Origin of the sequence: Paraburkholderia sp. J11-2, from assembly GCF_905220185.1 — a bacterium.
Lineage (GTDB): Bacteria > Pseudomonadota > Gammaproteobacteria > Burkholderiales > Burkholderiaceae > Paraburkholderia.
Map to the genome: position 1 here is coordinate 77,527 of NZ_CAJMYY010000024.1, position 25,088 is coordinate 102,614.

Sequence of the window (25,088 nt, forward strand, 5' to 3'; positions counted from 1 at the left end):
AGTTATCGCAGCTCAAACGAAACCAGCCCCGAAGGGCTGGCCGGTTCAACTGCGAATCATGCGGCTTTTCCTGTCAAGGCGCTGCCACCCCCTGCGTGGTCGGCGTGTACGACGTATAGAAGCTCGAGCCCGCCCAGGTATGCGTGGGCTGGTTGTACAACGGTGCGCCCTGCGTCCAGTTGGCGCCGAGGTGCCAGTCGCCGGTGCCCGTGAACTGCGCGACGGCCGGATACGGATAAACCGGGCGGCTCGCCGTCACGTTGTTCGACGTATCGGTCTGATACGTCATGACCGCGTTGGGCGCCGTGCCCTGCTCGGCCCACGCCGTGATCTGCGAGACGAGGTCGATGTTCGGGAAGCCTTCGCCGCCGCCGCAGTGCGCCACGCCAGGCACGAGGTACAGGCGCGCGAAATTGCTCACGCTCGAAGCGCCCATCGTGTTCTGCATGGCCTCGTAGTACTGGATCGTGAAGAGCGGCGAAATATGTTGATCCGCCCAGCCGTGCCACAGGATCAGCTTGCCGCCTGCCTTATTGAACGCCGTGAGGTCGGGGTTCGTCGCGTCCATCAACGGATGGTTGGCCTGCAGGTAGGTCGGGTAGAAGCTTGCATCCGTGTAGCCGAACGTGTCGATGGCCGGCATGGCGGGCGAGCCCGTGAAGATCAGGTTATAGGCACCCGTCACGATCATGTAGCTGAACAGGTTCTTCACCGAAACCGGCGCGGCCGTCGAGTTCGTCGTCGGCACTTCCACGCCTACCCAGTTCTCTTCCGAGCCCATTTGCGGGGAGCCCGCCAGCATGCGCTCGCCGGTCGTCGCGTCCACCGGTCCGCCATAGATCTTGCTCGCGGTGGCGACTTCGGCCGCGCTCAGGCAGTTGCTCGTGTTCGTCGCGCCCTGCGCGCACTGGATCGATGCGGGATCGAAATTGCAGGTGCGCGGATCGGCGATCAGGCCGTCGGGCACGCCCGCCTGGCCGCCGCATGCCGCCACGACCGCCTTGTGCAGCACGAGCGCCTTGTCGGCGTAGAGCGTGGCGTTGCCGGTGCTGTCGCCGGTCGTGCTTTGCGACTCCACGCTCCAGCCGTGATACAGCGAGTTCTGGATCTGGAAGTGCGCCGCCGGAGCGCCCGCAACGATGCCGTTATAGTCGCTCGGGTAGCGTTGCGCCGCCATGAGCGCTTCGCGGCCGCCGTCCGAACAGCCGATGAAGTACGCGTACTTTTGCGCCTGCCCGTAGTAGGCCTTGATGAGCTTTTCCGCCGTGAGCGTCGTGATGTGCTGCCCGCGATACGCGAAATCGGCCTGTTTTTGCGGGTCGGTGGTCCACGAGGCGTCGTTGCCCGCGTGGCCCATGTCCGTCGCCGCCGTCACGAAGCCGCCTTCCTGCACGAGCGGACACGTGTAGCTGAAGCTGAACGACGACTGCTGGGTCGGGTCGCTCACGTTGCCGCACAAGCCCCCGCAACCCAGCGCCGCGAAGCGCTGCGTCCACGTGCTCACCGGCAGCGCCACTTCGAACGTATTCGAAGGCGCGAGCGTGCCCTTCACGGTACAGAAGCTGACCGAAGCTCCATTGATTGTCGCCGTGGTCACGGCAGCCGATGTAATCGAGCTGCCCGTACCGCCAATATCGCTGATATCGACCGTAGCCAGCTTCGAGCAATCCACTACGGGCGCCACGACTGCGAGCGGCGCTTTCGAGGCGTCGCTGCTGTTGCTGCCACTGCCCCCGCTGCCGCACGCGGCGACGAGCGTGGCCGCCGCGAAGACGGCGAACAGCGAAAGTAGCGAGGCTGCACGAGCGCGCGCGCTCGTGAAAAGCCGCCGGGTATGCGGGATTCTCATGCTTGCCTCCTGGTGTTGTACGTATAGGTGTTCTTCCGATTCACTTCACGCCTCCAGTTCTGATTTTTATGATCAGGATGTCTAATTAACGTAAACGCGTAGACCGCTCGACATGAAATGCCCGATCTAATCGCCTTATTGCGCTTTCGGTTTCTCTTATTGCCGTCCTGCTCGCGCCCTGCCGCTCTGCTTACTGTCCGTATTCAGTGCGGCCCGCCGGCTCCATGCCGAACGCCCGCTTGGCCACTTCGGCACGTTCCGAACCCAGGAACGCAAGGAAATCCGCCGCCGCCCGCTGCTGCCGGGACACCGCGCAGATCGCCGCGGAAAAGACCGTGACGAGCTGAGCCCCGGCGGGAAGCGGTCCGACCACGTCCACGCCCTGCACGTCCTTTAGCTCGCTCAATTGCTGAAACCCGATCTCGACCTCGCCGCTCGCGATCAGGCTCGCCACCGGCACACCCGGCTGCGTCAGCACGAGGCGCGGCGCGAGCACTTCGGCCACGCCCCAGCGTTCGAGCAGACCCAGCAAATGTTTGCCGCTAGGCCCCGTTGAATAGCCGATGCGCGCCGCGCGCAGCATCGTCTCGCGCAGTGCGGCTTGCGTGCCGATGTCGGGGTGCGCCACGCCTGTGGCGACGGCCGCTGCCATACCGGAGCGCACGACGTCCGTGCGCGCGCCAATGAGATGACCGCCAGCCGCCAGGCGATCGATCGCCGCCGAGGCCAGCACGGCGAAATCGAACGCCTCGCCCGCCTGCACGCGCCGTGCGGCGTCCACGCCGCCTATCGCGGCAACCGTCAACTGCTGCCCCGTTTCGCGCACGTATTGCTCGGCGAGATTCGCAAGCAGCAGGCGCGTCGCCATCGACCCGACACCCGCCAGCGCGGCGTTGCTGTGTACGTCTTCCTTTGTCATTGACTTCCGTTTCAGTCGAAGGAGAGCGAGGCCGCCTGAGAGTGCGCCTCGCCGATAGTGCATGGAATGCAGGCCGCCGCGTACGCGCTCACAAGCCCTTTGCCTTGAGCCGCGCGTCCAGACGCGGATACACACGCCGCGCATTGCCTTCGTAGATCTTGTAGCGGTCCGTGGCATCCACATGCGCGGCTTCGATATAGCGCTTCGTGTCGTCGAAATAGTGGCCGGTCTCAGGGTCGATGCCGCGCACCGCGCCGATCATCTCGCTCGCGAACAGAATATTGTCCACGGGAATCACACGCGTGAGCAGGTCAATGCCGGGCTGGTGATACACGCAGGTGTCGAAGAACACGTTGTTCAGCAAATGCTCCTGGAGCGGCGGCTTCTTCAGCTCCTGAGCGAGGCCCCGAAAGCGTCCCCAGTGGTACGGCACCGCGCCGCCGCCGTGAGGAATCACAAAGCGCAGAGAGGGGAAATCGCGGAACAGGTCTGAGGTCAGGCACTGCATGAAGGCGGTCGTATCCGCGTTCAGGTAGTGCGCGCCCGTGGTGTGGAAGCACGCGTTGCAGCTCGTGCTCACGTGGATCATCGCGGGAACGTCGTATTCGACGAGCTTCTCGTAGATCGGGTACCAGTGACGGTCCGAAAGCGGTGGGCTTGTCCAGTGGCCGCCCGAGGGATCGGGATTCAGGTTGACTGCCACGTTGCCGTACTGCTCCACGCATTTGACGAGTTCCTCAACGCATGTTGCTGGATCGACGCCCGGACTTTGCGGCAGCATGGCGGCCGGCACGAAATGCTCGGGAAACAGCTCGCTCACGCGGTAGCACAGCTCGTTGCAGATCGCCGCCCACGTACTCGACACCTGGAAGTCGCCAATATGGTGGGCCATGAAACTCGCGCGCGGACTGAAAATCGTGAGATCGAGACCGCGCTCGCGCATCAGCTTCAGCTGATTGAGTTCGATCGATTCGCGCAACTCGTCGTCGCCGATCTTCAGCTCCGATGCCTTCGGCATTTCGGACGGATTGGCGATGCCCGCTATCTGGCGTTTGCGCCACGCCTCCAGCGCTTTGGGCGCCGTGGTGTAGTGGCCATGAATGTCGATGATCATTGAGACCTCTGCTGCTGATTCGAATCGTTGCGCTACGGTACGAATTGGCCCCACCGCGCTAGTAGCCAGGGCAATTACCTAGATTGCGCGAAAAACCGCCCTCACGCCAATAAACGCGTGCGGCAGCGGGCGGCTGGGAATGCCGGAAACCATGGACGCCTTGGGGTTTGCGCCGCGCCCCATGGCCCCTGAAATACCCGACGGTGTTTTCGAAGCGCCGATAAATAAAACGAATGCCTCGATAAACATCTGGTAAGCGATGGAGCGAATTCGACGGGCCCCAAGGGGCGGCCGGTACGCGGTGGCGAATTCGCTCATAATGGTCCGCTCATTGGCCTGAAGTCGTGCGGATGAACCACCATGCATATCGAACCGTTCGAAATTCGCGTTCCGGAGGAGGCAATCGACGACCTGCGCCAGCGTTTGCGCACCACGCGCTGGGCCAACGCTACGCCCGCCCCGGCGTGGCAACAAGGGGCCGACCATGCATGGCTGCGCGAACTCGTCGCGTATTGGGCAGACGAATACGACTGGCGGGCCGCCGAACGCACGCTGAACCGCCTGCCGCAGTTCATGGCCGAAGTGGGTGACGAGGGCGGCGCGGTTCGCCAACGCGTGCACTACGTGCATAGGCGCGGCAAAGGCCCAAAGCCCTACCCGCTCGTGATCACGCACGGCTGGCCGGGCTCGTTCTTTGAATTCCACGCGCTGCTCGACCGGCTATGCGACCCGGCCGCATTCGGCGCGGACCCGGCCGATGCGTTCGATGTCGTCGCCCCCTCGCTGCCGGGCTTCGCCTTTTCGCCCGCTCCGGCTGCGCCCGGTGCCTCCGCGTTCCAGGCGGCGGACCTGTGGGCCGCGCTCATGCGCGGGCTCGGCTACGAGCGCTTCGGCGCGCAAGGCGGCGACCTCGGCGCGGGTGTGTCTATCGCGCTGGCCGCGCGGCACAGCCAGGCCGTGGAGGGCATTCACCTGAACTTCCTGCCCTCTTCGTACGAACCCACCGTCGATGCGGCGCAAGCCCCGCTCACTCAGGCGGAGCAGGATTATCTGCGTGAAAAGGCCGACTGGGCGGCGCTTGAGGGCGGATATGCGCATATGCACGCCACGAAGCCGCAAACCGCGGCGGCGGCGCTCAACGACTCACCCGCGGGACTTGCGGCATGGATCGGCGAAAAGTTTCGCGCATGGAGCGACTGCGACGGCGTGATCGAGCGCCGGTTTTCGAAAGACACCTTGCTGACGGACCTGTCGCTGTACTGGTTCACCGGCAGCATTGGCACGTCCATGCAGATGTATTGGGAAAACCGTCTCCAGCCGTTTCGCTTCGCGGCCGGGCAACGCGTGGCGCCGCCCGTCGCGTTCGCGCGCTTTCCCAAGGAGATCAATCACCCGCCTCGGTCGTGGGTCGAGCGAGTGTTCGACGTCGTGCAATGGACCGACATGCCGCGCGGCGGCCATTTCGCCGCCATGGAAGAACCCGACCTTCTCGCCGCCGACATTCGGCGCTTTTTCAAACGCTTGCGCCAGTGACTGTCACTGTGCCGCGTTATCGCCGAACGGATGCGCGGGCGCATCCGTCGCGCGCCAAGCATAGCGCCTGAAGAGCGCGGCGTAGCCTTCGATCACGAAACCGCCGCACTTGTGGCGATAGGCGTCGCGCCGCATACGGTAGGCGCGCGGCAGTTGAAACCACGGCAGGCGCGGCAGATCGTGGTGCACGAGATGGTAGTTGTTGTTCAGATACAGAAAGCGCATGACGAGCCCGGCCTCATTGATGGCGATGCGCGCCTTGGGATGCGACGCCGCGCGATGCTCGTACAGCGAGCGAACCATCGCGAGTCCGAGCGCGGGCCAGGTAACAACTGCGAGATACCACCACCACGGCACGCCCGCGTAACGCTGCACACACGCGAGCAGCAGCAAGACGGCGGCGAGGTGCGCGAGCCACATCGGCACGTGTCGCCAGTCGCCGCTGCGCAGCGTTTGCGCCGCACCGGCGAGCATCGCGGCCACGCTCATGGGCGGCCCGATCACCACACGCCCCACGAAGCTCTTGCGTGCGTGCCATAACACGCGATGCCAGCGCGGCAGGCGAGCCCATTGCTCGTGCTGCACGTAGTTCGTCTCGGGGTCGATGCCGGGCACGGTCAACGCTTCGTCGCGGTGATGCGCCATATGGCTTTCGCGGTACACCGCATAGGGGAACCACACCGCAAGCGGTGGCCAGCCCAGTGCCATATTCAGCCACGCGAACCGGGTGGGATGCCCGTGCAGCAATTCATGCTGCAGCGACATATGCCATGCGCACAGCACGATGAGGCATGGCGTGGCGGCCGCAAGCGTAAGCGCACTTGAACGCAAGAGCGCCAGCACCGCAAACCAGCCGCCGTAGATCACGGCGATCAATAGCCAGGTGGGCCACTCCGTGCGCGCGGTGAAGCCTGTGCCGAGCGCGGCGACTTCCCGCGCGTGGTCTGCATCGAAGTATTCGGCCATGTGCGCCAGCTCCCGCGATGAAGGATGGTGCCACTCCATACGGAGAGCAAAGCAATTCAGGTCCTTACCATACCGAACGCGAGATGCTTCACCAACCAACGAATTGCCATTTGCTTATTTCACCGCGCTGCGCGACGCGCCAGGGTTGTGCGGCGTAGAATGCGCCGATGACCCGATGGATCGCCTCCCTGCCGATGTACAACGTGACGCCGTACCACGCGGCGTTGTGGCGCTCGCTCTTGAGCGAGAGCGTGGCGGTCTTTGCGCGCTCGTTCGACCCGGGCGAGGTCACGATCGTGAACTCGCCCGAAGGCGAACTCATGCCCCACTGGCGCCGCAACGATTTACTGCTCTCGCAGACCTGCGGGTTTCCATACCGGATGCTCGGCCTTGCCGACGAAGTCCAGCTGATCTCGACGCCGATATTCGACGCCCCCGGTTGCGAGGGCCCGCGCTATCGAAGCGTGCTCGTCGTTTCAGCGCAGGCGTGGGAACGAGGCGCGAACATGCTCGAAGCATGTCGCGGCCTGCGCGCCGCCTGCAACGGTGTGGATTCGCATAGCGGCATGAACGCGTTTCGCCACGCGGTCGCACCGCTCGCACGCGGTCGCCACTTTTTCGCCTCGGTACTCCGGACAGGCTCGCACGCAGGCACGTTACAAGCGCTGGCGAGCGGCAAGGCCGACGTAGGCGCCATCGACTGCGTCACGCTCGCGTTGCTGCGCGATTCGCACTCCGAATCGTTCGACGGCGTGCGGACCATCGGCATGACAGCCTCCGCGCCCGGCCTTCCGCTGATCGCCTCGCGGGCGCTCGACGAGAATCAGGCTCACGCGCTGCGCGACGCGCTGGACACTGCTCTCGCGATCGACCCCGAACGCGCACGCACGCTGCGCCTGCGCGGATTCGCGAGACTCAGCGGCGAGGCTTACGCTGAAATCGAAGACATGGCCAACGCAGCCGCGCAGCAGGGCTATACCGAGCTTCGATGAACACCTCACGTTGTGCGCGCAACAAATGCGGCACAGCGGTCTTCCGGCTGGGTCAGGCGGTCGTGCCGCAGACATAACCGGCTCTCTCCAACACTCGCACCATACGCCGACCCGAACGAGGCCAACCCCGCGATGCGCGCCTCCAGCACCGCGCGGTCTTCGGCCCAGTGCGCACACTGCGCGCACTGCGGCCGCTTTGCGGAGTCGGCTGCGTCGTTCATGCTCATTGGCCAAGCGCCAGCCAGTACGGCGCGAACACGTGCGCCGAGAGCAGATAGCCGATCACCACATTCACCGCCACGCCGGCGGTGAACGCGGCGAGCGGCCTCACGCCCGTCGACGAAAGCGCGGCGAATCGCGTGGTGAGGCCAATGCTCAGAAAGCAGAACGTGAACGCCCACGTGCGCAACGCGACGATCGGCGCAACGAAGGCCGGCGTGACGACACTGCGGTATTCGGCCAGCGTGTAATGCGACGCGACCCACGTGACCAACGCCGAAGCAATGACGAAGCCGATCACGAACTTCGGAAAGCGGGTCCAGATTTCGCGGGCGCGCGTGGTCGTTTGCACCTCGTCGCCGGCCTCGCGGTCCCAGCGCGTGGTCGCCACGATCGCCAGCACGAAGGCCCAGATGCCGATCCAGATATCACGCCCCACCACCTTCATCAACACGAATGCCTGCAGCGCCGCGTCGGGCGCGCCCGCTACCGCGCCGCTCGCATGTCGCGCGAGGTCGCCATAGGCCTGGGCGGCGGCGATGCCCGCCGCGTCCGCGAATTCCGAGGTGCCGATCCAGGCGCCGGCAATGCCTGTCGGCAGGCCGAACGCACGCGAAAGCGCGGGCAGCGCGAACACCATGACGATCGCCCACCCCACGACGAGCGTGATCGCCACCGACGCCTGCTCACGCCGCGCGCGCACTGCGCCCGCAATCGCGATTGCCGCCGAAACGCCGCACACCGCGCCGCCCACGCCCAGCACTGCGGCGAAGCGCTGCTCGATCTTCAGCGCCCGCGCGGTGCCATAGATCACGAAGAAGGTGACGAGCGAAACGATGGTGGCCTGCCCGACGGCAACCGGACCGGCCCATGCGATCAACGTGAGCGGCAGCGTCGCGCCGAGCAGCACGATCCCAACCTTGATGTAGAACTCCACGCGCAGCGCCGGTGCGAGCCAGGCCGGCACCGTGAAGACGTTCGAGACAATCAGCCCGAGCGCCAGCGCGATGAGCGGCGGTTCGAGGTTGTAGCGAGTAGCCTGCGCCCACGCTCCCACAATGAAAATGAGCGCCGACACCACGAAGAGGACGAAGAATCCTCTGACGAATTGCGCAACCGGCAAGCCGAGAGCCGCAATCGCCACGGAGAATACGGCCGCGAATCCGACGAACAGCGCCGCGTATCCACCCGCGTGCGCGGCGAGATCGCGCGCGAGTCCGCCGAAGTCGTTCCAGCGCGCCGGCGCCACCGCAAGGCTCTTGATGCTGCCGCCAGAAGCGAAAAGCGCATAGGCAATCGCAATGACGAAAAGCCCGATCGCAACCGCCCACCAGTCTTCCGTACCGAATGGCTTGCGTTGAACCGACACGGCCTGGCCGCCCGCGTGCTTGCCACCCTCTGCTGCAAGAGTCGAATTGCTCATAGTTGGTTTCCCCTGTTCAAACCCCGTTTGCGGCGATCGCTATGTCGCCGTTATCTCACGCTTACGTCACGCTTATGTCACCGATAAGCAGGCGCAACGCGTCCCGAAGCGCGCGCCTCGCCAATCAGTATGGAATGCTGATCTTCGAAACCAAAATGACTTATTGTTCAATGCTTATGCCGTGGCTGCGTCGCGCGCTTCGGCGTAATCTTCGCTGTCGATGTCGTAGCCCGACGGCTCCCAGCGGATAGCCAGCAACACGAGCAGCGAAGTGAGCGGCGCGATGGCGATCACCCAGAAGACCTTCGTGCCGAGCGCCGCGGCGAGCACGGGAAACAGGAACAGCGACACCGTGGAAGCGGAGCGCACGAGCGTCTGATTGAAGCCCACGCCAATGCCGCGCAGCGAGGTCGGATAGCTGAGCGACGCGTACGTCATGCTGTGCGACCCTGGGCCGAAGCCCTGCCCGAACAGATAGCCGCCGAGCAGCAAAATGGCTAGTGCGACAAGGAAGCCGCTGCCCGGATGGCCGATCAACGCGAGGCCGATGAGCGAGACGAACTGCAGCGTGTGGCCGAGCGCGGTCATTTTCCAGGCGCCAACGGTGGGCGCGGTACGCACGCCAATCAAGCCGCCAACGAATGCGAACAACAGGTTCAGCGTGAGCGCAGCGACAATCGTGGTGAGCGGTCCTTGCTGGAGAAAACTCGCGATGATCACGGGCAGGCCGAAGATGATCGCGTTGTAGCCGAACGAAGACGCCGCGCCGATCGTTGCGGCAAGAATCGTACGGCGGCGATACGTGGCGTTGAAAAGCACGCCGTAATTGCGCCATGATGCGGCGCGCGGCGCTTGCGCAGGCGTCTCGCCGCGTTCGACCACGGCGTCCACGCCATACGTGCGCTTGAGTATGCGCGCCGCGCCCTCCAGATCGCCCTGATTCGCGGCCCACACCGGCGACTCGCTGATATAGCGGCTGCGCACGGCGATGATGACGAGCGCCGGCACCGCGCCGAACGCGAGCGTGATGCGCCAGAGCCAGCCATGCTGGTGCTCGGGCAGGACGGCATAGAGGCCGAGAATGAGCAGATAGCAGGTGCTCGTGGCCGCGTACCACGCGGGGCACCACGCCGCCACGCTGGCCGCCTTGTTGCCCTTGCCCGCCACGCGCGAAAACTCCGCGAGAAACGCCATGGCAACCGGTAGATCGAGCCCGACGCCAAAGCCCATGAGAAAGCGCGCGCCGCCGAGCACCCAGGCGTTGGGCGCGAGCCCGGCCGCGATCGCGGCCACGACGAAGAACAGCATGTCGGCCATGAATACGCGGTAGCGCCCGATGCGGTCGGTGAGATAGCCGCCGAACAGTGCACCGAGAATTGCCCCGAACGTAATGGCCGCCGACACGAAGCCGACCTGCACCGGCGACAGCGAGAATTCGCGCGCGATGTCCTTGATCCCATAGGCGAGCGAGGTGAGATCGTAGGCGTCGAGAAACACGCCGCCCAGCGCGATGGCGATCACGATGCGTGCGTTGCTGCCTTGCGCGGCGCCGGCGTTGACGATACGCGCAACGTCCTGCGCCGAGCGGATCACGGCATGTTGCGGGCCAGGCGCTTGCCCGGTGGCTTCGATAGCTTCAGAAGCGGGAACGGCGAGAGTAGACATGGAAGGGAACGCGCTTGAAAAATGCAATCGCTGCATCCTAGCCATACCGTTGCGCGTCGCAAAACGACGAATCTAGCTAAGCAATGCTCCCAAAATTGGTTGTCCGCTTGCGGCGCGCTCCTTAGCATCGCGCTATCCACAACTCTTCGAATAATGGATCCTATGAAGAAAAGAACCTTGTTGGGCACGATGCTGGCAACGCTTGCGCTGGGCGTGAGTTTCGGGGGTGTGACGCTAGCGCACGCGGCGGACCAGACGCTTCGCGTGGGCATCATGTCGGGCGAAGACGAGGACGTGTGGCGCGTGGTCGCTGCCAACGCCGCGAAGCGTGGCCTCACGATCAAGGTGACCACGTTCTCCGAATACACGCAGCCCAACGAAGCGCTCTCCAGCCACGACCTCGACGCGAACTCGTTCCAGCACAAACCTTATCTGGATGCGCAGATCAAGGCGCGCGGCTACAAGATCGTGCCGGTGGGCTTTACCTACGTGCAGCCTATCGGGCTTTATTCGCGCAAGGTAAAGTCGGTGGCGGACCTGCCGCAGGGCGCGACCATTGGGGTGCCGAACGACCCGAGCAATGAAGGCCGCTCGCTCCTGCTGCTGCAGTCACAAGGGCTCATTACGTTGCGCGACGATGTTGGCCTCTTGCCGACCGCACGCGATATCGCGAAGAATCCGAAGAATATCCATATCAAGGAACTCGACTCGGGCATCGTCGGGCGCGCGATTGGCGATCTGGACGCAGCCGTGGTCAACACGGACTGGGCGGTGAAGTCGGGCATCAAGATTCCGCAGGAGCGGATTGCTCAGGAGAAGGTGACCGGCAATCCGTATCGCAACTTCATTGCCGTGAACGAAAAGGACGCCAACGCGCCTTGGGTGCATGCGCTCGTGGAAAGCTATCAGCAGCCTAATGTGGCTTCAGAGATCGTTGCCGTGTATCACGGCGCGACGCTGCCCGCGTGGAAGGACGCGCCTCAGCAGTAACGTCACCTGATTCACAATCCATCGCCGGTGATTCGTTATCCGAATCACTGGCGATCTTTCATTACATCGTCATTCAGGCCGATTCCGTCACGCGCCTGAACCCCGCCCCCGCATGCCGCTCCGGCAACGTCGGCGCATCGCCAAACAACTTCTCCCGCAACGTGCCAGGCGCATACGCCGTCTTGTAGCGCCCACGCGCCTGCAACTCCGGCACGACGAGATCCACGAAATCCTCATAGCTCTCGGGCACCACGGTCCGGCTCAGGTTGAAGCCATCCACGTCGGCCTCGTCAATCCATGCCTGCAGTTCGTCCGCCACCTGCGAAGCGCTGCCGACGATCGCCGGATAGCGGCCGCCCAGCTCGAACATCTCGAGAAGCTTGCGTCTCGTCCAGCCATGTTGCTTCGCCGTGCGCGTGGCGGATTCGATCGCGTTGCCAGGCGCGTAGTCTACGGGGGCGTCGAGATCGTATTGCGCGTAATCGATGCCCGTGCTCGACGCGAAATGCGCCAAGCCCGCTTCGCGGCTCGCATACTGGCGGTAATCGGCATACTTCTCGCGCGCCTCGCGCTCGGTCGCGCCCGGCACCACCGCCGCGCCAACGAATACCTTCACATCGTCGGGGCGGCGCCCCGCTTGCACCAGCTGTTCGCGCAGCGCGCGCACGGTCTCGCGCGCTGCGGCGCGGTTGGGCGGCGAAATGAACACGCATTCGGCATGGCGTGCCGCAAAGCGTTGCCCTCGCCCCGAACTGCCCGCCTGGAACAGCACCGGCGTGCGCTGCGGGGAAGGCTCCGCCAGGTGATAGCCGTCCACGCGATAGTACCGCCCGGCATGCTCCACGCGATGCAGCTTCGCAGGGTCCGCGAAAATACGCGCGGCCTTGTCGCGCCGCACGGCATCCGGCTCCCAGCTACCCTCCCAGAGTTTGTAGAGGACTTCCAGGTATTCGTCCGCGCGGTCGTAACGTTCGTCGTGCGGAAGTTGCTGCTCGAGCCCCATGGCGCGCGCCGCGCTGTCCAGATAGCCGGTCACGATGTTCCAGCCAATGCGGCCTTGCGTCAGGTGATCGAGCGTGGAAAAGCGCCGCGCCAGCAAATACGGCTGCTCGTACGTGAGGTTGACCGTCACGCCAAAGCCGAGATGCTCGGTTACGGCGGCCATGGCCGGCACCACGAGCGTGGGGTCGTTGACCGGCAACTGGATCGACTCGCGCAACGTCACGTCCACGTTGCGCTGATAGACGTCGTATACGCCCACGATATCGGCGAGAAACAGCCCGTCGAAAAGCCCGCGCTCCAGCGTGCGCGCGAGATTCGTCCAGTATGCGAGTGTGCGGTAGTCGGTCGAGCGGTCGCGCGGATGCGTCCACAGCCCGTGATTGATGTGCCCCACGCAATTCATGTTGAACGCGTTGAGCAATATGGGTTTGTTGGCTTTTGCCATTGTAGGGCTTCTCCTGCGGCGTCGAACGGGTCCAATCGTCCATTGGAACAGCCCGCGTCTCGATCCCCTACCAGTTAATTCGCAATTGCATATCAGCTTTGCGGATGTGCGCGCGCCCTACGCTTTCACGGCTTCCTGCATTTCGGCCTGGGGCTCCCGCTTGAGCGCGAAAAGCGAGGCCGCAACAATCAGCATGCCGCCGATCCACGCAGGCACAGAAAGCCGCTCGCCGAGCCACACGCATGCAAAGAGAGCGCCGAACACAGGCTCGCTGCCCATGAGCAACGCCACGCGCGTGGGGCTGCTGCGGCTCACGGCGTAGTTCTGCACGAAGAAGGCGAACAGCGTGCAACCCGCCACGAGATAAATCACGCTGCCCCAGAACACGCCGTGCCCCTGCCAGTGCGGCAACGGCTGCCACTGTTCGGGCGCGACAGTGAGCGCGAGCGCGGCGCAGCCGATCGAAACGACAGCGGACTGCACCGCCGTGACCGTGAGCGCCGGCACGGCACCCGACTTCATCACGCGCTTGACCGCGCACGTGGTCAACGCGCGCAGCAGCGCGGCGAGCACGACCAGCAGGTCGCCGGGGCTCGCCGCAACATGTCCGCCCGTCAGGAGCAGCGCGCCGAACAGCGACACGCCGGCCGCCGCCCATTCCACCGGGCGTGGCGCGCGCTTGAGCCACGCCCACTCCACGAGCGGCGTGAGCACCACGCACAGGCTGATGAGAAACGCCGCGTTCGAGGCGTTCGTGAGCGCAACGCCAAACGTCTCGGCCAGAAAGATGCCGAGCAGCAGCAGGCCCGCGCCGAGCACGCCGATGCGCTCGCGCCACATCACGTGACGCAACCCGCGCAGCGCGGGCGAAAGCAAAACAAACGTGATGCCAAAGCGCAGGGCAAGCAGACCCAGCACCGGGTAGACGAGCAGCGCGCCCTTCACCACGCCATAGCTCGTGCCCCAGATGAGCGCGACGACAACGAGCAGCAGATCGACGGTGCGGGACGAACGGGTCAGGGCATTCATGGCAACGGGCTTGCGGATTGGTCGGGAACGGACACATTGTCCGATAATGCTTTCGCAGCGATAATCCACTTCACCGGAACATCATTTATGCTCCCGATGCACAGATGATTTCGCCCAGCCAGCCATGACGCCCTCCGACCTCCTGCCCCTGCTGCCCGATCTGGCCACCTTCGCCCGTGTGGTCGATGCCGGTAATTTCTCGGTTGCGGCGCGCCAGCTCGGCAGCACGCCTTCCACCGTGAGCCGCCAGATGCAGCGGCTCGAACGCGCGCTCGGCACGCGCCTGCTGGAGCGCTCCACGCGCAGCCTGCGGCTCACGGAATCGGGCGCGGAGGTCTACCGGCACTGCACGGACATGGTCGAAGCCGCCGCGAGCGCGGCCCAGGCCGCCAGCCGCCTCACTGGCCGCCCGCATGGCCGCGTGAGCATCAGTGCCCCCATTTCGTTCGCGCAGAGCGTCGTTCATCCCCTGATTTCCGGCTTTTTGCGCGCATATGAGGAAGTCGCGGTGCAGCTCATCTTCACCGACCGGGACGTCGACCCCGTGCGCGACAGCGTCGATATCGTGATTCGCCCCACGCCCACGCCGCCGCCGGGGCTCGCGGCGCGCCGGCTCGGCACGCTGCAATGGATGCCGTGCGCGTCCCCCGCTTACCTGCGCGAGCGCGGCACGCCGAAGCACCCGAAGGACCTCGCGCGCCACGACTGCCTCTATCTCGGCGAAACGCCCGACGACAACCGCTGGACGTTCCGGCGCGGCGCGCAAACGCAAACCGTCGAGGTGAAGGGCCGCTATATCGCCAACGACGTGGGCGCGCGGCGCGACGCGGCGCTTGCGGACTGGGGCATTGCGAGCCTGCCCGAATTCGCGGCGGCGGATGCGCTGCGCGACGGCCTGCTCGTGCGCGTGCTGCCCGAGTGGTCATTGGAGCCGCGTGCGTACAGCGGCCCGGTGTGGATGCTGTATCCGCCCAATCGCTTTTTGCCGCCGAAAGTGCGCGTGTTGATCGACTGGCTCGCGCAGCACATGCCCGAGTGAGCGGCGGCCCGCCTCACCTTGCCTCGCCTCGCGTGAGACGATCGGGCATGAACTTGAGCAGCGCCGACATTCACCCACGTACGTCGACCTCCTAGACTGGCACATGTGAACGAATGCATGAGCCCCTCAAGGAAACACGATGCAAACTCTGCGAACGGATGTCGCCATCATCGGCGCCGGCACGGCCGGACTCTCCGCTTACCGCGCCGCGAAGGCGGAAGGTGCGAGCGCAATCATCATTGAAGGCGGCGCCTACGGCACGACGTGTGCGCGTGTGGGCTGTATGCCCTCGAAGCTGTTGATCGCGGCGGCCGAGGCGGCGCACGCGGTGAGTCTGGCGCCGCGCTTCGGCGTGAATCCGCGCGGCATGGAAATCGACGGGCGCGCCGTGATGGCGCGCGTGCGCAGCGAGCGCGACCGGTTCGTCGGTTTCGTCGTGGAAAGCACGCTCGCACTGCCCGAAGCGGACCGCCTGGTTGGGCATGCACGCTTCATCGACGACGGCCTGATCCAGGTTGGCGAGCACACGCGGGTGCGCGCAAAGAGCGTCGTGATCGCAACGGGATCGACGCCCACGATACCCGGGTCGCTCGCGGGACTTGGCGACCGGCTCATCGTCAACGACGACGTGTTCGCGTGGGAGGACCTGCCGCGCAGCGTGGCGGTGGTCGGTTCGGGTGTGATCGGCCTGGAACTTGGCCAGGCGCTCGCGCGGCTGGGTGTGCGGGTCACGTTGTACGGCGGCTCGCACGGCAGCGTGGGACCGCTCACAGACCCGCGTGTGATCGCCGAAGCGCACCGCGTGTTTGGCGCGGAAATGCACTTCGAAACGAAGGGACGTGTCGTATCGGCGACGCGCAACGATGCGGGCGTGACGCTTCGCTACGCCCGCGCGGATGACACGGAGTCCGAAGAGACGTTTGATTACGTATTGGCGGCAGCGGGTCGGCATCCCAACGTGGCGACCCTTGGCCTCGCGAACACCTCGCTCGAACTCGACGCGCACGGTGTGCCGCGCTTCGACCCGGCTACGCTGCAAGCCAGTGGCGCGCCGGTGTTCGTGGCGGGCGACGCGAACGACGTGCTGCCGCTGCTCCACGAAGCCGCCGACGAGGGCCGCGCAGCGGGCCGCAATGCGGCGCGCTTTCCGGAGATCGAGGCCGTTGCGCGCCGCGCGCCGCTTGCCATCGTCTTCTCCGACCCGCAGATCGCGATCGCCGGCAAGTCGCACCGGCAACTGACGGCGGGCAGTTTCGTGACGGGCGCCGTGAGCTTCGAGGACCAGGGTCGCAGCCGCGTGATGCTCAAGAACCACGGCGTCGGCCACGTCTACGTGGATCGCGCGACACGGCGTTTCGTGGGTGCGGAATGGTTTGGACCGGCGGCGGAGCATATCGGCCACCTGCTCGCGTGGAGCGTGCAGATGGGGCTGAGTGTGGACGACATGCTGGCGATGCCGTTCTATCACCCCGTAGTGGAAGAAGGGTTGCGCACCGCGTTGCGTGACGCCGCCTCGCAACTGAACGACAAGGACTAAGCAAGCTTTGCTTAGGCTACCTCATTAACTCACAAGGGCACACACACCGAAAATGAAAGCGCTCGTTCTCAACCAATACGATGGTCCGCTCGAACTTGCCACGCTCGATCGTCCGCAGCCGCAAACGGGCCAGGTGCTCGTGCGCATTCATGCGGCGGGGCTCAATCCGCTCGACGTGAAGATTCGCGCGGGCAAGGCCGACCATGCGAAGCATCCGTTGCCGCTCGTGCTCGGTATCGATATGGCGGGCGTGGTGGAAGCGGTTGGCGCGGGCGTCACGCGTTTCGCGCCGGGCGACGAGGTGTACGGCATGACAGGCGGCGTGGGTGGCATTCAAGGCGCGTTGGCCGAGTACGCCGCTGTGGATGCGGACCTCCTCGCGCGCAAGCCCGCGAATCTGTCCATGCGCGAAGCCGCCGCGCTGCCGCTTGCATTCATAACGGCTTGGTCGGGCATTGTCGATCGTGCGCATCTGGCGGCGGGTCAGAGCGTGCTGGTTCAGGGCGGTGCGGGGGGTGTCGGACACGTGGCCGTGCAGATTGCGCGGGCGCTTGGCGCGGAAGTCTTCGCGACGGGAAGCGCACGCAACATGGATGTTATTTCGCAGTTGGGCGCGACGCCTGTTGATTATGGCTCGTTCAGTGTCGAGCAGTACGTTCAGGCGCACACGGCGGGCGCGGGCTTCGATCTCGTGGTGGATACCGTAGGCGGCAAGACGCTCGACGCTTCGTTTGCCGCGGTCAAGCATTACGGGCATGTGGTGAGCGCGCTTGGGTGGGGGACGCATGCGCTCGCACCGCTGTCGTTTCGTGAGGCGACGTATTCGGGTGTGTTTACGCTTTATCCGCTGTTGAGTGGGAAGCATCGCGCGCATCATGGTGAAATGCTCGCCGAGGCGACGCGGCTTGCCGAGGCGGGCAAGCTTGCGCCCCGGGTGGATGCGAGGCGCTTTGCGTTCGCGGATGCTGAGAGCGCTTATGGGGCCGTCGCCGACGGTAGTGCGGCTAGTAAGATTGTTGTTGAGATTGGTTGAGGGCTGCTGCGCGCAGGGTTTTTTTTGCGGGTCCTGGCGCTTTGGCCTTTCCTTGTGTTCGTGTCGGTGTGCCAGCGTTGCCCCTGTGCGGGGCGGCACCTACTTTTCTTTGCAGCGGCAAAGAAAAGTAGGCAAAAGAAAGCCGCTCAAACCGCTAGCGCCTGCCACAGTTCACATCGCGCCACAAAAGGTTAATGGCTCCGGAGCGTCTGTCGCCTCGCACCATTCCCGTTAGTGACAAAGGGCTCATCCGTTCCCGCTGCTCGCTACGCGCGCAGCGGCCGGGTCTGCAAGGGAAACCAAGGGGCATTGTCATGGGTAACGCAATGCAAGCGCACCACTGGTTTTAAGTTATGCCCTTCGGGGCGCGCAGCGCCACCGGAAGGATGAGCGCCTTGTCACTCAGTTCGGTGGTGCGAGGTGACAGACGCTCCGGAGCCATTCACCTGTCGTGGCGCGAGATGAACTGTGGCAGGCGCTGGCGGTTTGAGCGGCTTTCTTTGCCTACTTTCTTTGCCGCTGCAAAGAAAGTAGGTGCCGCCCCGCACAGGGGCAACGCTGGCATACCGACGCGAATACAAGGAAAGGCCAAAGAGGCAGGCACCACAAAAAAAAGGCCAAGCGCAAGCCGTTAATGCTGCACACCCCAGCGCCGCACAGTGAGCCGCTCCAGCGTATCAAACACCAGATGCTCAACGAGCAGCCCAATCACAATAACGGCAGCAAGCCCGGCAAACACACGATCGGTATAAAGCTCGTTGCGGTTCTGAAAGATATACCACCCAAGCCCACCCTGCCCGGCGCTCGCGCCAAACACAAGTTCCGCGGCGATCAACGTGCGCCAGGCAAATGCCCAGCCCACGCGCAGTCCCGCGATGATCGAGGGCAACGCCGCAGGCACGAGAATCAGCACGACCTGGCGCAGCCCGCTCAACCCATAGTTGCGCCCCGCCATGCGCAGCGTCGCGGGCACGCCCAGAAAACCCGTGTACATGTTCAGCGCGAGCGGCCACAGCACGGCATGCACGAGCACGAACAACAAGCTGCCGGTGCCGAGCCCAAACCAGAGCAGCGCAATCGGCAGCAGTGCGATAGAAGGCAGCGGATTGAACATCGCGGTAAGCATGGAAAGCAAATCGCGACCCACACGCGTGGAAACCGCAAGCGACGTGAGCACGAACGCCAGCACCACGCCAATCGCATAGCCGCGCAGCAGAACCGACATCGATATGCCCGTTTTCACGAGCAATTCACCGCTCACGATGCCCTGCACAAACGCAGCAAGCGTCGCGCCGAATGTCGGCACGAGCAAATCGTTCGCTACCACGCGCGCCGTGACCTCCCAGCCCGCAATCAGCACGAGCGCGATGAGCGTGCGCCGAAACCAGCCTGCATCGAGCACACGCCGCGCAAGCGGCAGCGGCGCGGAGTCGGCGCCTGCCTGCACCGGCAGCAAGGGCCGCTCGTATTCCGCGCGCACAGGCGGCAAAGGCGGCAGCGTAGGGTGTGGCGTGCTCATCGGCTGGCCTCCTTTTCAGCTTCGTTATCGGCTTCGTTGTCGGCTTGACTGCCGGCTTCACTATCGGTATCGAATAGCAGGCGATGGATGCGCGCCACGCTCTCGCGAAAGTCCACGCCACCCATGCTCGCGTGCGAATACGCATGACTGTTCACCTCGGCGCGCACGCGCCCCGGGTGCGGCGAGAGCAGCAGAATGCGGTTGCCGACCACGAGCGCTTCCTCGATCGAATGGGTGACGAACAGCAGCGTGAAGCGCGCGTCGTCCCACAGGCGCAGCAGTTCCTCCTGCATCTTGCGGCGCGTGAGGGCGTCAAGCGCGGCGAAGGGTTCGTCCATCAGCAGCACGCGCGGCTGCATGGCGAGCGCACGCGCAATCGCCACGCGCTGCTTCATGCCGCCCGAAAGCGTGTGCGGGTAAGCATCGGCGAACGCGGCGAGTCCTACCTTGTCGAGGTAATGGAGCGCGCGCTCGCGTGCTTCGGCGCGCGGCAGCTTGCGCGCCACGCGCAACGGAAACGCCACGTTCTCGGCCACCGTCTTCCAGGGCGGCAACTGGTCGAACTCCTGGAACACCACCACGCGGTCGGCGCCCGGTCCGCGCACGGGTTCGCCCGCCAGCGAGATCGATCCCGACACCGGCTCGATAAAGCCCGCAATCGCCTTGAGCAAGGTGGACTTGCCGCAACCCGAAGGGCCCAGCAGCACGAAGCGGTCGGCGCCGTAGACGTCGAAGCTCACGTCCTGCGTGGCGCGCACGATGCGCTCGCGGCTGCGGTATTCGAGGCTGACGTTTTCGATGGCAAGCAGGCGTTCGCTGTGCGCCCCTGCCTGCTCTGCGCGTTCGGTATGCACTGGCCGCTCGCTCGCAGCGACGCGTTGCGCCGCGCCCGCTTCACGGCGCACGGCCGGTGCGCGCTCCCAGAATCTGGTGGTGGTGACGTTCACTTTTCGCAAATCCAGCAGATAAAACGTCAACATACGGGCACCCGGCGCGCCGCCCAACCAATGAATCGACATATTCAAACCAGGCCTGCATATAAGCGCTGGATGCTTGCCATCAATGCAAACGGGCCCACAAGGGGGCCCGTTATCCGGTGCTCGAACCGCGCTGGCTCAACTGCCGTTGGCAACCGCCGGATCGTCGAAGAAGTAATCGCGCCACGACTTCGGCTCGTTGCGGATCGCGCCCACGCGATACATGAATTGCGCCAGCGCGAGCGTATTCTGCGGCGCGGTCTTGAACTGCACCTGCGGATCGCGCAGGATCTTCAGGAGCAGATTGCGGTCGATCTTCGAGTCGTTCACGCGGATATAGATGTCCGCCGCCTGCTCGGGGTGCGCGGCGATGAAGCTGGCCGCGTCGGCGAGCGCCGCCACGAATGCGCGATACGTCTTCGGGTTCTCGTCGCGGAACTTCTGCGTGGCGTAAAGCACCGTGGCCGAACTCGGGCCGCCCAGCACGTCGTACGAGTTGAGCACGATATGCGCCTTCGGGTTGGCCGCCAGTTCCTGCTGCTGGAACGGCGGATTGCCGAAGTGCGCCGTGATCACGCTGCTATTCGCGATGATCGCCGCCGTCGCATCGGGGTGCGGAATCGCCTGGCTGGATGCGTCGAGCCGGTCGAACTGCTTCTCGCCCCACTGCTTCGCCGCCGCGTATTGCAGCACGCGCGACTGCACGGAAACGCCCACTGCCGGCACGGCAATGCGGTCCTTGCTCGTGAAGTCGGCAATGGTCTTGACGTTCGGATTCGTGGTGACGAGGTAATACGGCAGATTGCCGAGCGACGCCACGCCTTTCACATTCTGCTTGCCGTGCGTACGGTCCCACACCGTGAGCAGCGGGCCCACGCCCGCACCGGCCACGTCCACTGCGCCGGAAAGCAGTGCATCGTTCACGGCCGCGCCGCCGGAAAGACGCAGCCAGTCGACCTTGATGTCGATACCGGCCTTGCGGCCCTCCTGCTCGATGAAATGCTGGTCGCGCGCGACATTGAGCATCAGGTACACAACGCCGAACTGCTCCGCAATGCGGATCTGCCCTTCCGCGCGCGCCGGCGCAGGCGCGCTCAGACCAAACGATGCGAGCACAACGGCGAGTGAAGCGGCGCCCGCGCGGCGCCACGCGTTCGCGCGGCTGGCGAACACATTACCTATAGAAAGCGACATGCTATGGATTCCTTTTTATTCTGTGCAATGCGCGGCGCGCGAGAAGCGCGCCGCAGCGCGTATCAAAACGGCGTGTCGCCTTCGATGGTGGTGCGATAAAGCTTGCGGCGCAGATGATCGGGCGTGCCCGCCGCGAGATGCATGAGCGAACGGTTGTCCCAGAACACGAGGTCATGCTCGCGCCATTCGTGGCGGTAGCAATGCTCCGCCCGCACGCTGTGGGCGAACAACTCGTCGAGCAGCGCGCGGCTTTCGTCCTCGGGCAGATCGACGATGCGCGTCGTGAAGTGCTCGCTCACGAACAGCGCCTTGCGGCCCGTTTCGGGGTGTGTGCGCACGACCGGATGCACAACGGGCTTGACCTGCGCGATCTGCTCCGCGGTGAGATTCGGCCGCCACGGGCTGCGCGCCTGAAGTTCCGCATAGCGCGCGAGATAGGTGTGCTCGGCGCGCCGCCCTTGCACGGCGCTGCGCAAGTGCGCAGGCAGCGTATCCCACGCGAGATGCATGTTGGCAAACAGCGTGTCCCCGCCCTCCGCGGGCAACTCCTGCGCGTGCAGCAGCGAACCGAGGCTCGGCTTCTCCTTGTATGAAAGATCGGAATGCCAGAAGTGGCCCGCATCGCCAAGGCCAATGGGCATGCCGTTCTCCACGATGTTCGAAACGATCAGCACTTCCGGGTGGCCCGGCAGCGCGAACTGGTGCAGCACGTGGATCTGCAGCGGCCCGAAGCGGCGGCTGAACTCGACCTGTTGTTCCGGCGTGATGCGCTGGTCGCGAAACACCAGCACGTGATGATCGAGGTGCGCGCGATGAATGCGTGCGAAATCCTCGCTTGAAACCGGCTTCGCGAGATCGAGGCCGACGACTTCCGCGCCAAGTGGCGCATTCAAGGGAAGAATCTCGAAGTGCTGGGACGCGGCGGCCGCGCTCGAAGGGGCAAAAGCAGCGGCAGAAGCCGTGAATGTGGCGGGGGTAGTCACGCAGCAAGCCTTTCAGGTAAGCAATAGCTTCAATCTACGTGATCCGCACGCCGGCTGACAACGAAGCAAATCCGATACGTTTATCCGTTCGAGTCATAAAGGCGCTGTTAAGGCATACGGCGCGTGCGCTGGTGAAGCGCGCGGCGTACCGCCATTTCGCGCACACCGCGCATAACTTCCATGCGCGGTGCGCGCGCCTGGAGCGAGCCTGTCCAAATGGGAATACGATCACAAGCGTGAGCACCCCTGCCTGCGCGAACGGGCACTGCCTTCGCCACACCGCCCATCAACGTTTGAACGTCCCGCTCCGTGAAGCGCGGCGCGCCCACGCTCGCGCCGCTCTCGACAGCAACCTTGTGATGCGCTTTCTATGCATCGGCTCGGTAAGCCAAATGGAGGGACGCGATGGTGCCAATCCGCAAAACGTGCGCCCCCAGGGTCCCAAGCGCGGTTGACTAGCTGGCACCGCTTTTGCGCATCAATGCCTTCGCGCGCTGCCGCCCGCATACAGCGCGCCCCTGCCGAGGAGTCCGAGCTCATGTCATCGAATGCAACCTCGAATGCCACGCCCACCAAGGCCGACCCATCCGATCTCGACCGCCGCGTCATCGACACGATCCGCACCTTGTCGATGGACGCCGTGCAAAAAGCCAATTCCGGCCACCCCGGCACCCCCATGGCGCTCGCGCCGCTCGCGTACCAGATCTGGCAGCATCATCTGCGTTATGACCCTGCCGCGCCGCTATGGCCAAACCGCGACCGCTTCGTGCTCTCGAACGGCCACGCTTCCATGCTGCTCTACTCGCTGTTGCACCTTACAGGCGTGCAAGCCGTAGACGAGAAAGGCAAGCCCACGGGCAAGCCCGCGGTCTCGCTCGACGATATCAAACACTTTCGCCAGCTCGACAGCGTGACGCCGGGGCACCCGGAATATCGCATGACAACGGGCGTAGAGACGACCACCGGGCCGCTCGGCCAGGGGCTCGGCAACAGCGTGGGCATGGCCATGGCCGAGCGCTGGCTCGCGCAGCGCTTCAATCGCCCCGACGCCACGATCTTCGACTACCGCGTCTATGCGCTGTGCGGCGACGGCGACATGATGGAAGGCGTCTCGCACGAGGCGGCTTCGCTCGCGGGCCACCTCGGTCTGTCGAATCTGATCTGGTTTTACGACAGCAACCACATCACGATCGAAGGACGCACCGACCTCGCCTATCGCGACGACGTCGAATCGCGTTTTCGCGGCTACCACTGGCACACGCTGCACGTGGACGACGCCAACGACACGAACGCGATCGAAGCCGCCATCGAAGCAGCGCAGGCCGTGACCGACAAGCCGACGCTCATCGTGGTGAAAAGCATCATCGGCTGGGGCGCGCCGAACCGGCAGGACACGGCGGCGGCGCACGGCGAGGCGCTGGGCGAAGAGGAAGTGCGCCTCGCCAAGCGTGCGTACGGCTGGCCGGAGGACGCTCAATTCCTCGTGCCCGATGGCGTGTACGAGCGCTTCGCGCAAGGCATGGGCGCGCGCGGCAAGGCGGCGCATGAAGCGTGGAAGCAACGCTACGACGACTATGCGAAGCGCTACCCCGAGCCGGCGAAAGAACTGAGCCTGATGCTCGAGGGCAAGCTGCCCGAGGGCTGGGACGCCGACATTCCGACCTTCGAAGCCGATGAAAAGGGCGTTGCCACGCGCGATTCATCGGGCAAGGTGCTCAACGCCATTGCGCAACGCGTGCCGTGGATGATCGGCGGCGCCGCCGACCTCTCGCCCTCCACCAAGACCAATCTCAAGTTCGAGGGCGCAGGAAGCTTCGAGCGCGATCACTACGACGGCCGCAACCTGCACTTCGGCATTCGCGAGCACGGCATGGGCGCGGTCTGTAATGGCCTCGCGCTTTCGGGCTTGCGACCGTTCGCATCGACGTTCCTCATTTTCAGCGACTACATGAAGCCCCCCATCCGGCTCGCCGCGATCATGGAGCTGCCCGTGGTCTACGTGTTCACGCACGATTCGATTGGTCTTGGCGAGGACGGGCCCACGCACCAGCCGATCGAGCAACTCGCCGCGCTGCGCAGCGTACCCGACCTCCTCACGCTGCGCCCCGCCGACGCCAACGAAACCGCAGAGGCCTGGCGCGTGGCGCTCACGCGCGCGCATGAACCGGCCTGCCTCGTGTTGACACGCCAGGCCCTGCCCACGCTCGACCGCACGAAATACGCGAGCGCACAAGGTGTGCGGCGCGGCGCCTATGTGCTCGCCGACGCACCCGATGGCAAGCAGCCCGAAGTGCTGCTCCTCGCCACGGGCAGCGAAGTTTCGCTATGCATTTCCGCATACGAAACACTGCAAAACGAGGGGATCGCCGCGCGCGTGGTCTCGATGCCTTCATGGGGCCTGTTCGAACTACAAGACGAGGCATACCGCGATGCGGTGCTGCCGCCGGGCATCCATGCGCGCGTGGCCGTGGAGCAAGCCGCTTCGCTCGGCTGGGACCGCTACGTCGGCCGCTTCGGCGCGCAGATCGTGATGCGCACGTTCGGCGCCTCCGCGCCTATCAAGGCGCTGAGGACCAAATTCGGCTTCACGCCGGAGCACGTGGTGGAAGAAGCGAAGAAGCAGATTGCGCGCTGCAAGGCGGGAGCCCGCGAGTAAGCCG

General features: G+C 64.7%; 21 protein-coding genes. 7 read left to right on the forward strand and 14 right to left on the reverse strand.

The window, feature by feature from the left end; all coding sequences use genetic code 11:
* Positions 1-73 precede the first annotated feature (73 nt).
* The 4 genes from U5A57_RS29365 to U5A57_RS29380 form a co-directional block, all read right to left on the reverse strand.
* Positions 74-1,849, reverse strand: a complete 1,776-nt coding sequence (locus U5A57_RS29365; RefSeq protein ID WP_321915160.1) for a tannase/feruloyl esterase family alpha/beta hydrolase — start codon at positions 1,847-1,849, stop codon at positions 74-76.
* 190 nt (positions 1,850-2,039) lie between these two features.
* Positions 2,040-2,768, reverse strand: a complete 729-nt coding sequence (locus U5A57_RS29370; protein ID WP_321915161.1) for a substrate-binding domain-containing protein — start codon at positions 2,766-2,768, stop codon at positions 2,040-2,042.
* A gap of 88 nt (positions 2,769-2,856) precedes the next feature.
* Positions 2,857-3,882, reverse strand: a complete 1,026-nt coding sequence (locus tag U5A57_RS29375) for an amidohydrolase family protein (protein ID WP_321915162.1) — start codon at positions 3,880-3,882, stop codon at positions 2,857-2,859.
* A 78-nt stretch (positions 3,883-3,960) separates the two neighbouring features.
* Entirely contained in the window at positions 3,961-4,200 is a 240-nt protein-coding gene (locus U5A57_RS29380) for a hypothetical protein (protein ID WP_321915163.1), read from the reverse strand.
* Positions 4,201-4,242: 42 nt separating this feature from the next.
* Here U5A57_RS29380 and U5A57_RS29385 point away from each other — a divergent pair, with 42 nt between their 5' ends.
* On the forward strand, positions 4,243-5,415 hold the full coding sequence (locus U5A57_RS29385; RefSeq protein WP_321915165.1) for an epoxide hydrolase: 1,173 nt from the start codon (positions 4,243-4,245) through the stop codon (positions 5,413-5,415).
* 3 nt (positions 5,416-5,418) lie between these two features.
* On the opposite strand, the gene U5A57_RS29390 is transcribed toward U5A57_RS29385, so the two are convergent.
* Positions 5,419-6,381, reverse strand: a complete 963-nt coding sequence (locus U5A57_RS29390; protein ID WP_321915166.1) for a fatty acid desaturase — start codon at positions 6,379-6,381, stop codon at positions 5,419-5,421.
* 167 nt (positions 6,382-6,548) lie between these two features.
* On the opposite strand from U5A57_RS29390, the gene U5A57_RS29395 reads away from it, so the two are divergent.
* Complete coding sequence (locus U5A57_RS29395) at positions 6,549-7,373, forward strand: phosphate/phosphite/phosphonate ABC transporter substrate-binding protein (RefSeq protein ID WP_321915167.1); 825 nt, start codon at positions 6,549-6,551, stop codon at positions 7,371-7,373.
* 5 nt (positions 7,374-7,378) lie between these two features.
* Here the strand turns inward: U5A57_RS29395 and U5A57_RS29400 are convergent, their stop codons facing one another.
* From U5A57_RS29400 to U5A57_RS29410, 3 genes are all read right to left on the reverse strand, one after another.
* Positions 7,379-7,594, reverse strand: coding sequence for a hypothetical protein (locus tag U5A57_RS29400; RefSeq protein ID WP_321915168.1), 216 nt, complete (start codon positions 7,592-7,594; stop codon positions 7,379-7,381).
* Between the two features lie 2 nt (positions 7,595-7,596).
* Positions 7,597-9,015, reverse strand: coding sequence for a YeiH family protein (locus tag U5A57_RS29405; RefSeq protein WP_321915169.1), 1,419 nt, complete (start codon positions 9,013-9,015; stop codon positions 7,597-7,599).
* Between the two features lie 174 nt (positions 9,016-9,189).
* On the reverse strand, positions 9,190-10,680 hold the full coding sequence (locus tag U5A57_RS29410) for an MFS transporter (protein ID WP_321915170.1): 1,491 nt from the start codon (positions 10,678-10,680) through the stop codon (positions 9,190-9,192).
* Positions 10,681-10,869: 189 nt separating this feature from the next.
* Here U5A57_RS29410 and U5A57_RS29415 point away from each other — a divergent pair, with 189 nt between their 5' ends.
* Positions 10,870-11,670 (forward strand): MetQ/NlpA family lipoprotein, encoded by an 801-nt coding sequence (locus U5A57_RS29415; RefSeq protein ID WP_321915244.1) that lies wholly within the window; start codon positions 10,870-10,872, stop codon positions 11,668-11,670.
* A 73-nt stretch (positions 11,671-11,743) separates the two neighbouring features.
* On the opposite strand, the gene U5A57_RS29420 is transcribed toward U5A57_RS29415, so the two are convergent.
* Together U5A57_RS29420 and U5A57_RS29425 are read right to left on the reverse strand one after the other, a co-directional pair.
* Entirely contained in the window at positions 11,744-13,117 is a 1,374-nt protein-coding gene (locus tag U5A57_RS29420) for an LLM class flavin-dependent oxidoreductase (RefSeq protein ID WP_321915171.1), read from the reverse strand.
* Positions 13,118-13,234: 117 nt separating this feature from the next.
* Entirely contained in the window at positions 13,235-14,146 is a 912-nt protein-coding gene (locus U5A57_RS29425; RefSeq protein ID WP_321915172.1) for a DMT family transporter, read from the reverse strand.
* Between the two features lie 124 nt (positions 14,147-14,270).
* Here U5A57_RS29425 and U5A57_RS29430 point away from each other — a divergent pair, with 124 nt between their 5' ends.
* The 3 genes from U5A57_RS29430 to U5A57_RS29440 all read left to right on the forward strand — a co-directional run bounded on the left by U5A57_RS29430 (position 14,271) and on the right by U5A57_RS29440 (position 17,755).
* Positions 14,271-15,185 (forward strand): LysR family transcriptional regulator, encoded by a 915-nt coding sequence (locus tag U5A57_RS29430; protein WP_321915173.1) that lies wholly within the window; start codon positions 14,271-14,273, stop codon positions 15,183-15,185.
* A gap of 139 nt (positions 15,186-15,324) precedes the next feature.
* On the forward strand, positions 15,325-16,722 hold the full coding sequence (locus U5A57_RS29435) for a dihydrolipoyl dehydrogenase (RefSeq protein ID WP_321915174.1): 1,398 nt from the start codon (positions 15,325-15,327) through the stop codon (positions 16,720-16,722).
* A gap of 52 nt (positions 16,723-16,774) precedes the next feature.
* Entirely contained in the window at positions 16,775-17,755 is a 981-nt protein-coding gene (locus U5A57_RS29440; protein WP_321915175.1) for a zinc-dependent alcohol dehydrogenase family protein, read from the forward strand.
* Positions 17,756-18,386: 631 nt separating this feature from the next.
* On the opposite strand, the gene U5A57_RS29445 is transcribed toward U5A57_RS29440, so the two are convergent.
* From U5A57_RS29445 to U5A57_RS29460, 4 genes are all read right to left on the reverse strand, one after another.
* Positions 18,387-19,274 carry an ABC transporter permease gene (locus tag U5A57_RS29445; protein ID WP_321915177.1) on the reverse strand — a complete coding sequence of 296 codons (888 nt, stop codon included), beginning with the start codon at positions 19,272-19,274 and terminating at the stop codon, positions 18,387-18,389.
* Complete coding sequence (locus U5A57_RS29450) at positions 19,271-20,221, reverse strand: ABC transporter ATP-binding protein (protein ID WP_321915178.1); 951 nt, start codon at positions 20,219-20,221, stop codon at positions 19,271-19,273. The genes U5A57_RS29445 and U5A57_RS29450 overlap by 4 nt, the downstream gene beginning before the upstream one ends.
* A 168-nt stretch (positions 20,222-20,389) precedes the next feature.
* On the reverse strand, positions 20,390-21,445 hold the full coding sequence (locus U5A57_RS29455; RefSeq protein ID WP_321915179.1) for an ABC transporter substrate-binding protein: 1,056 nt from the start codon (positions 21,443-21,445) through the stop codon (positions 20,390-20,392).
* Positions 21,446-21,507: 62 nt separating this feature from the next.
* Complete coding sequence (locus tag U5A57_RS29460) at positions 21,508-22,428, reverse strand: TauD/TfdA dioxygenase family protein (RefSeq protein ID WP_415774678.1); 921 nt, start codon at positions 22,426-22,428, stop codon at positions 21,508-21,510.
* Between the two features lie 538 nt (positions 22,429-22,966).
* Between U5A57_RS29460 and tkt the strand changes: the two genes are divergently transcribed.
* A complete protein-coding gene (gene tkt / locus U5A57_RS29465; protein ID WP_321915180.1) occupies positions 22,967-25,084 on the forward strand; it encodes a transketolase in 2,118 nt (705 codons plus the stop codon).
* The last annotated feature ends 4 nt before the right edge of the window (positions 25,085-25,088 follow it).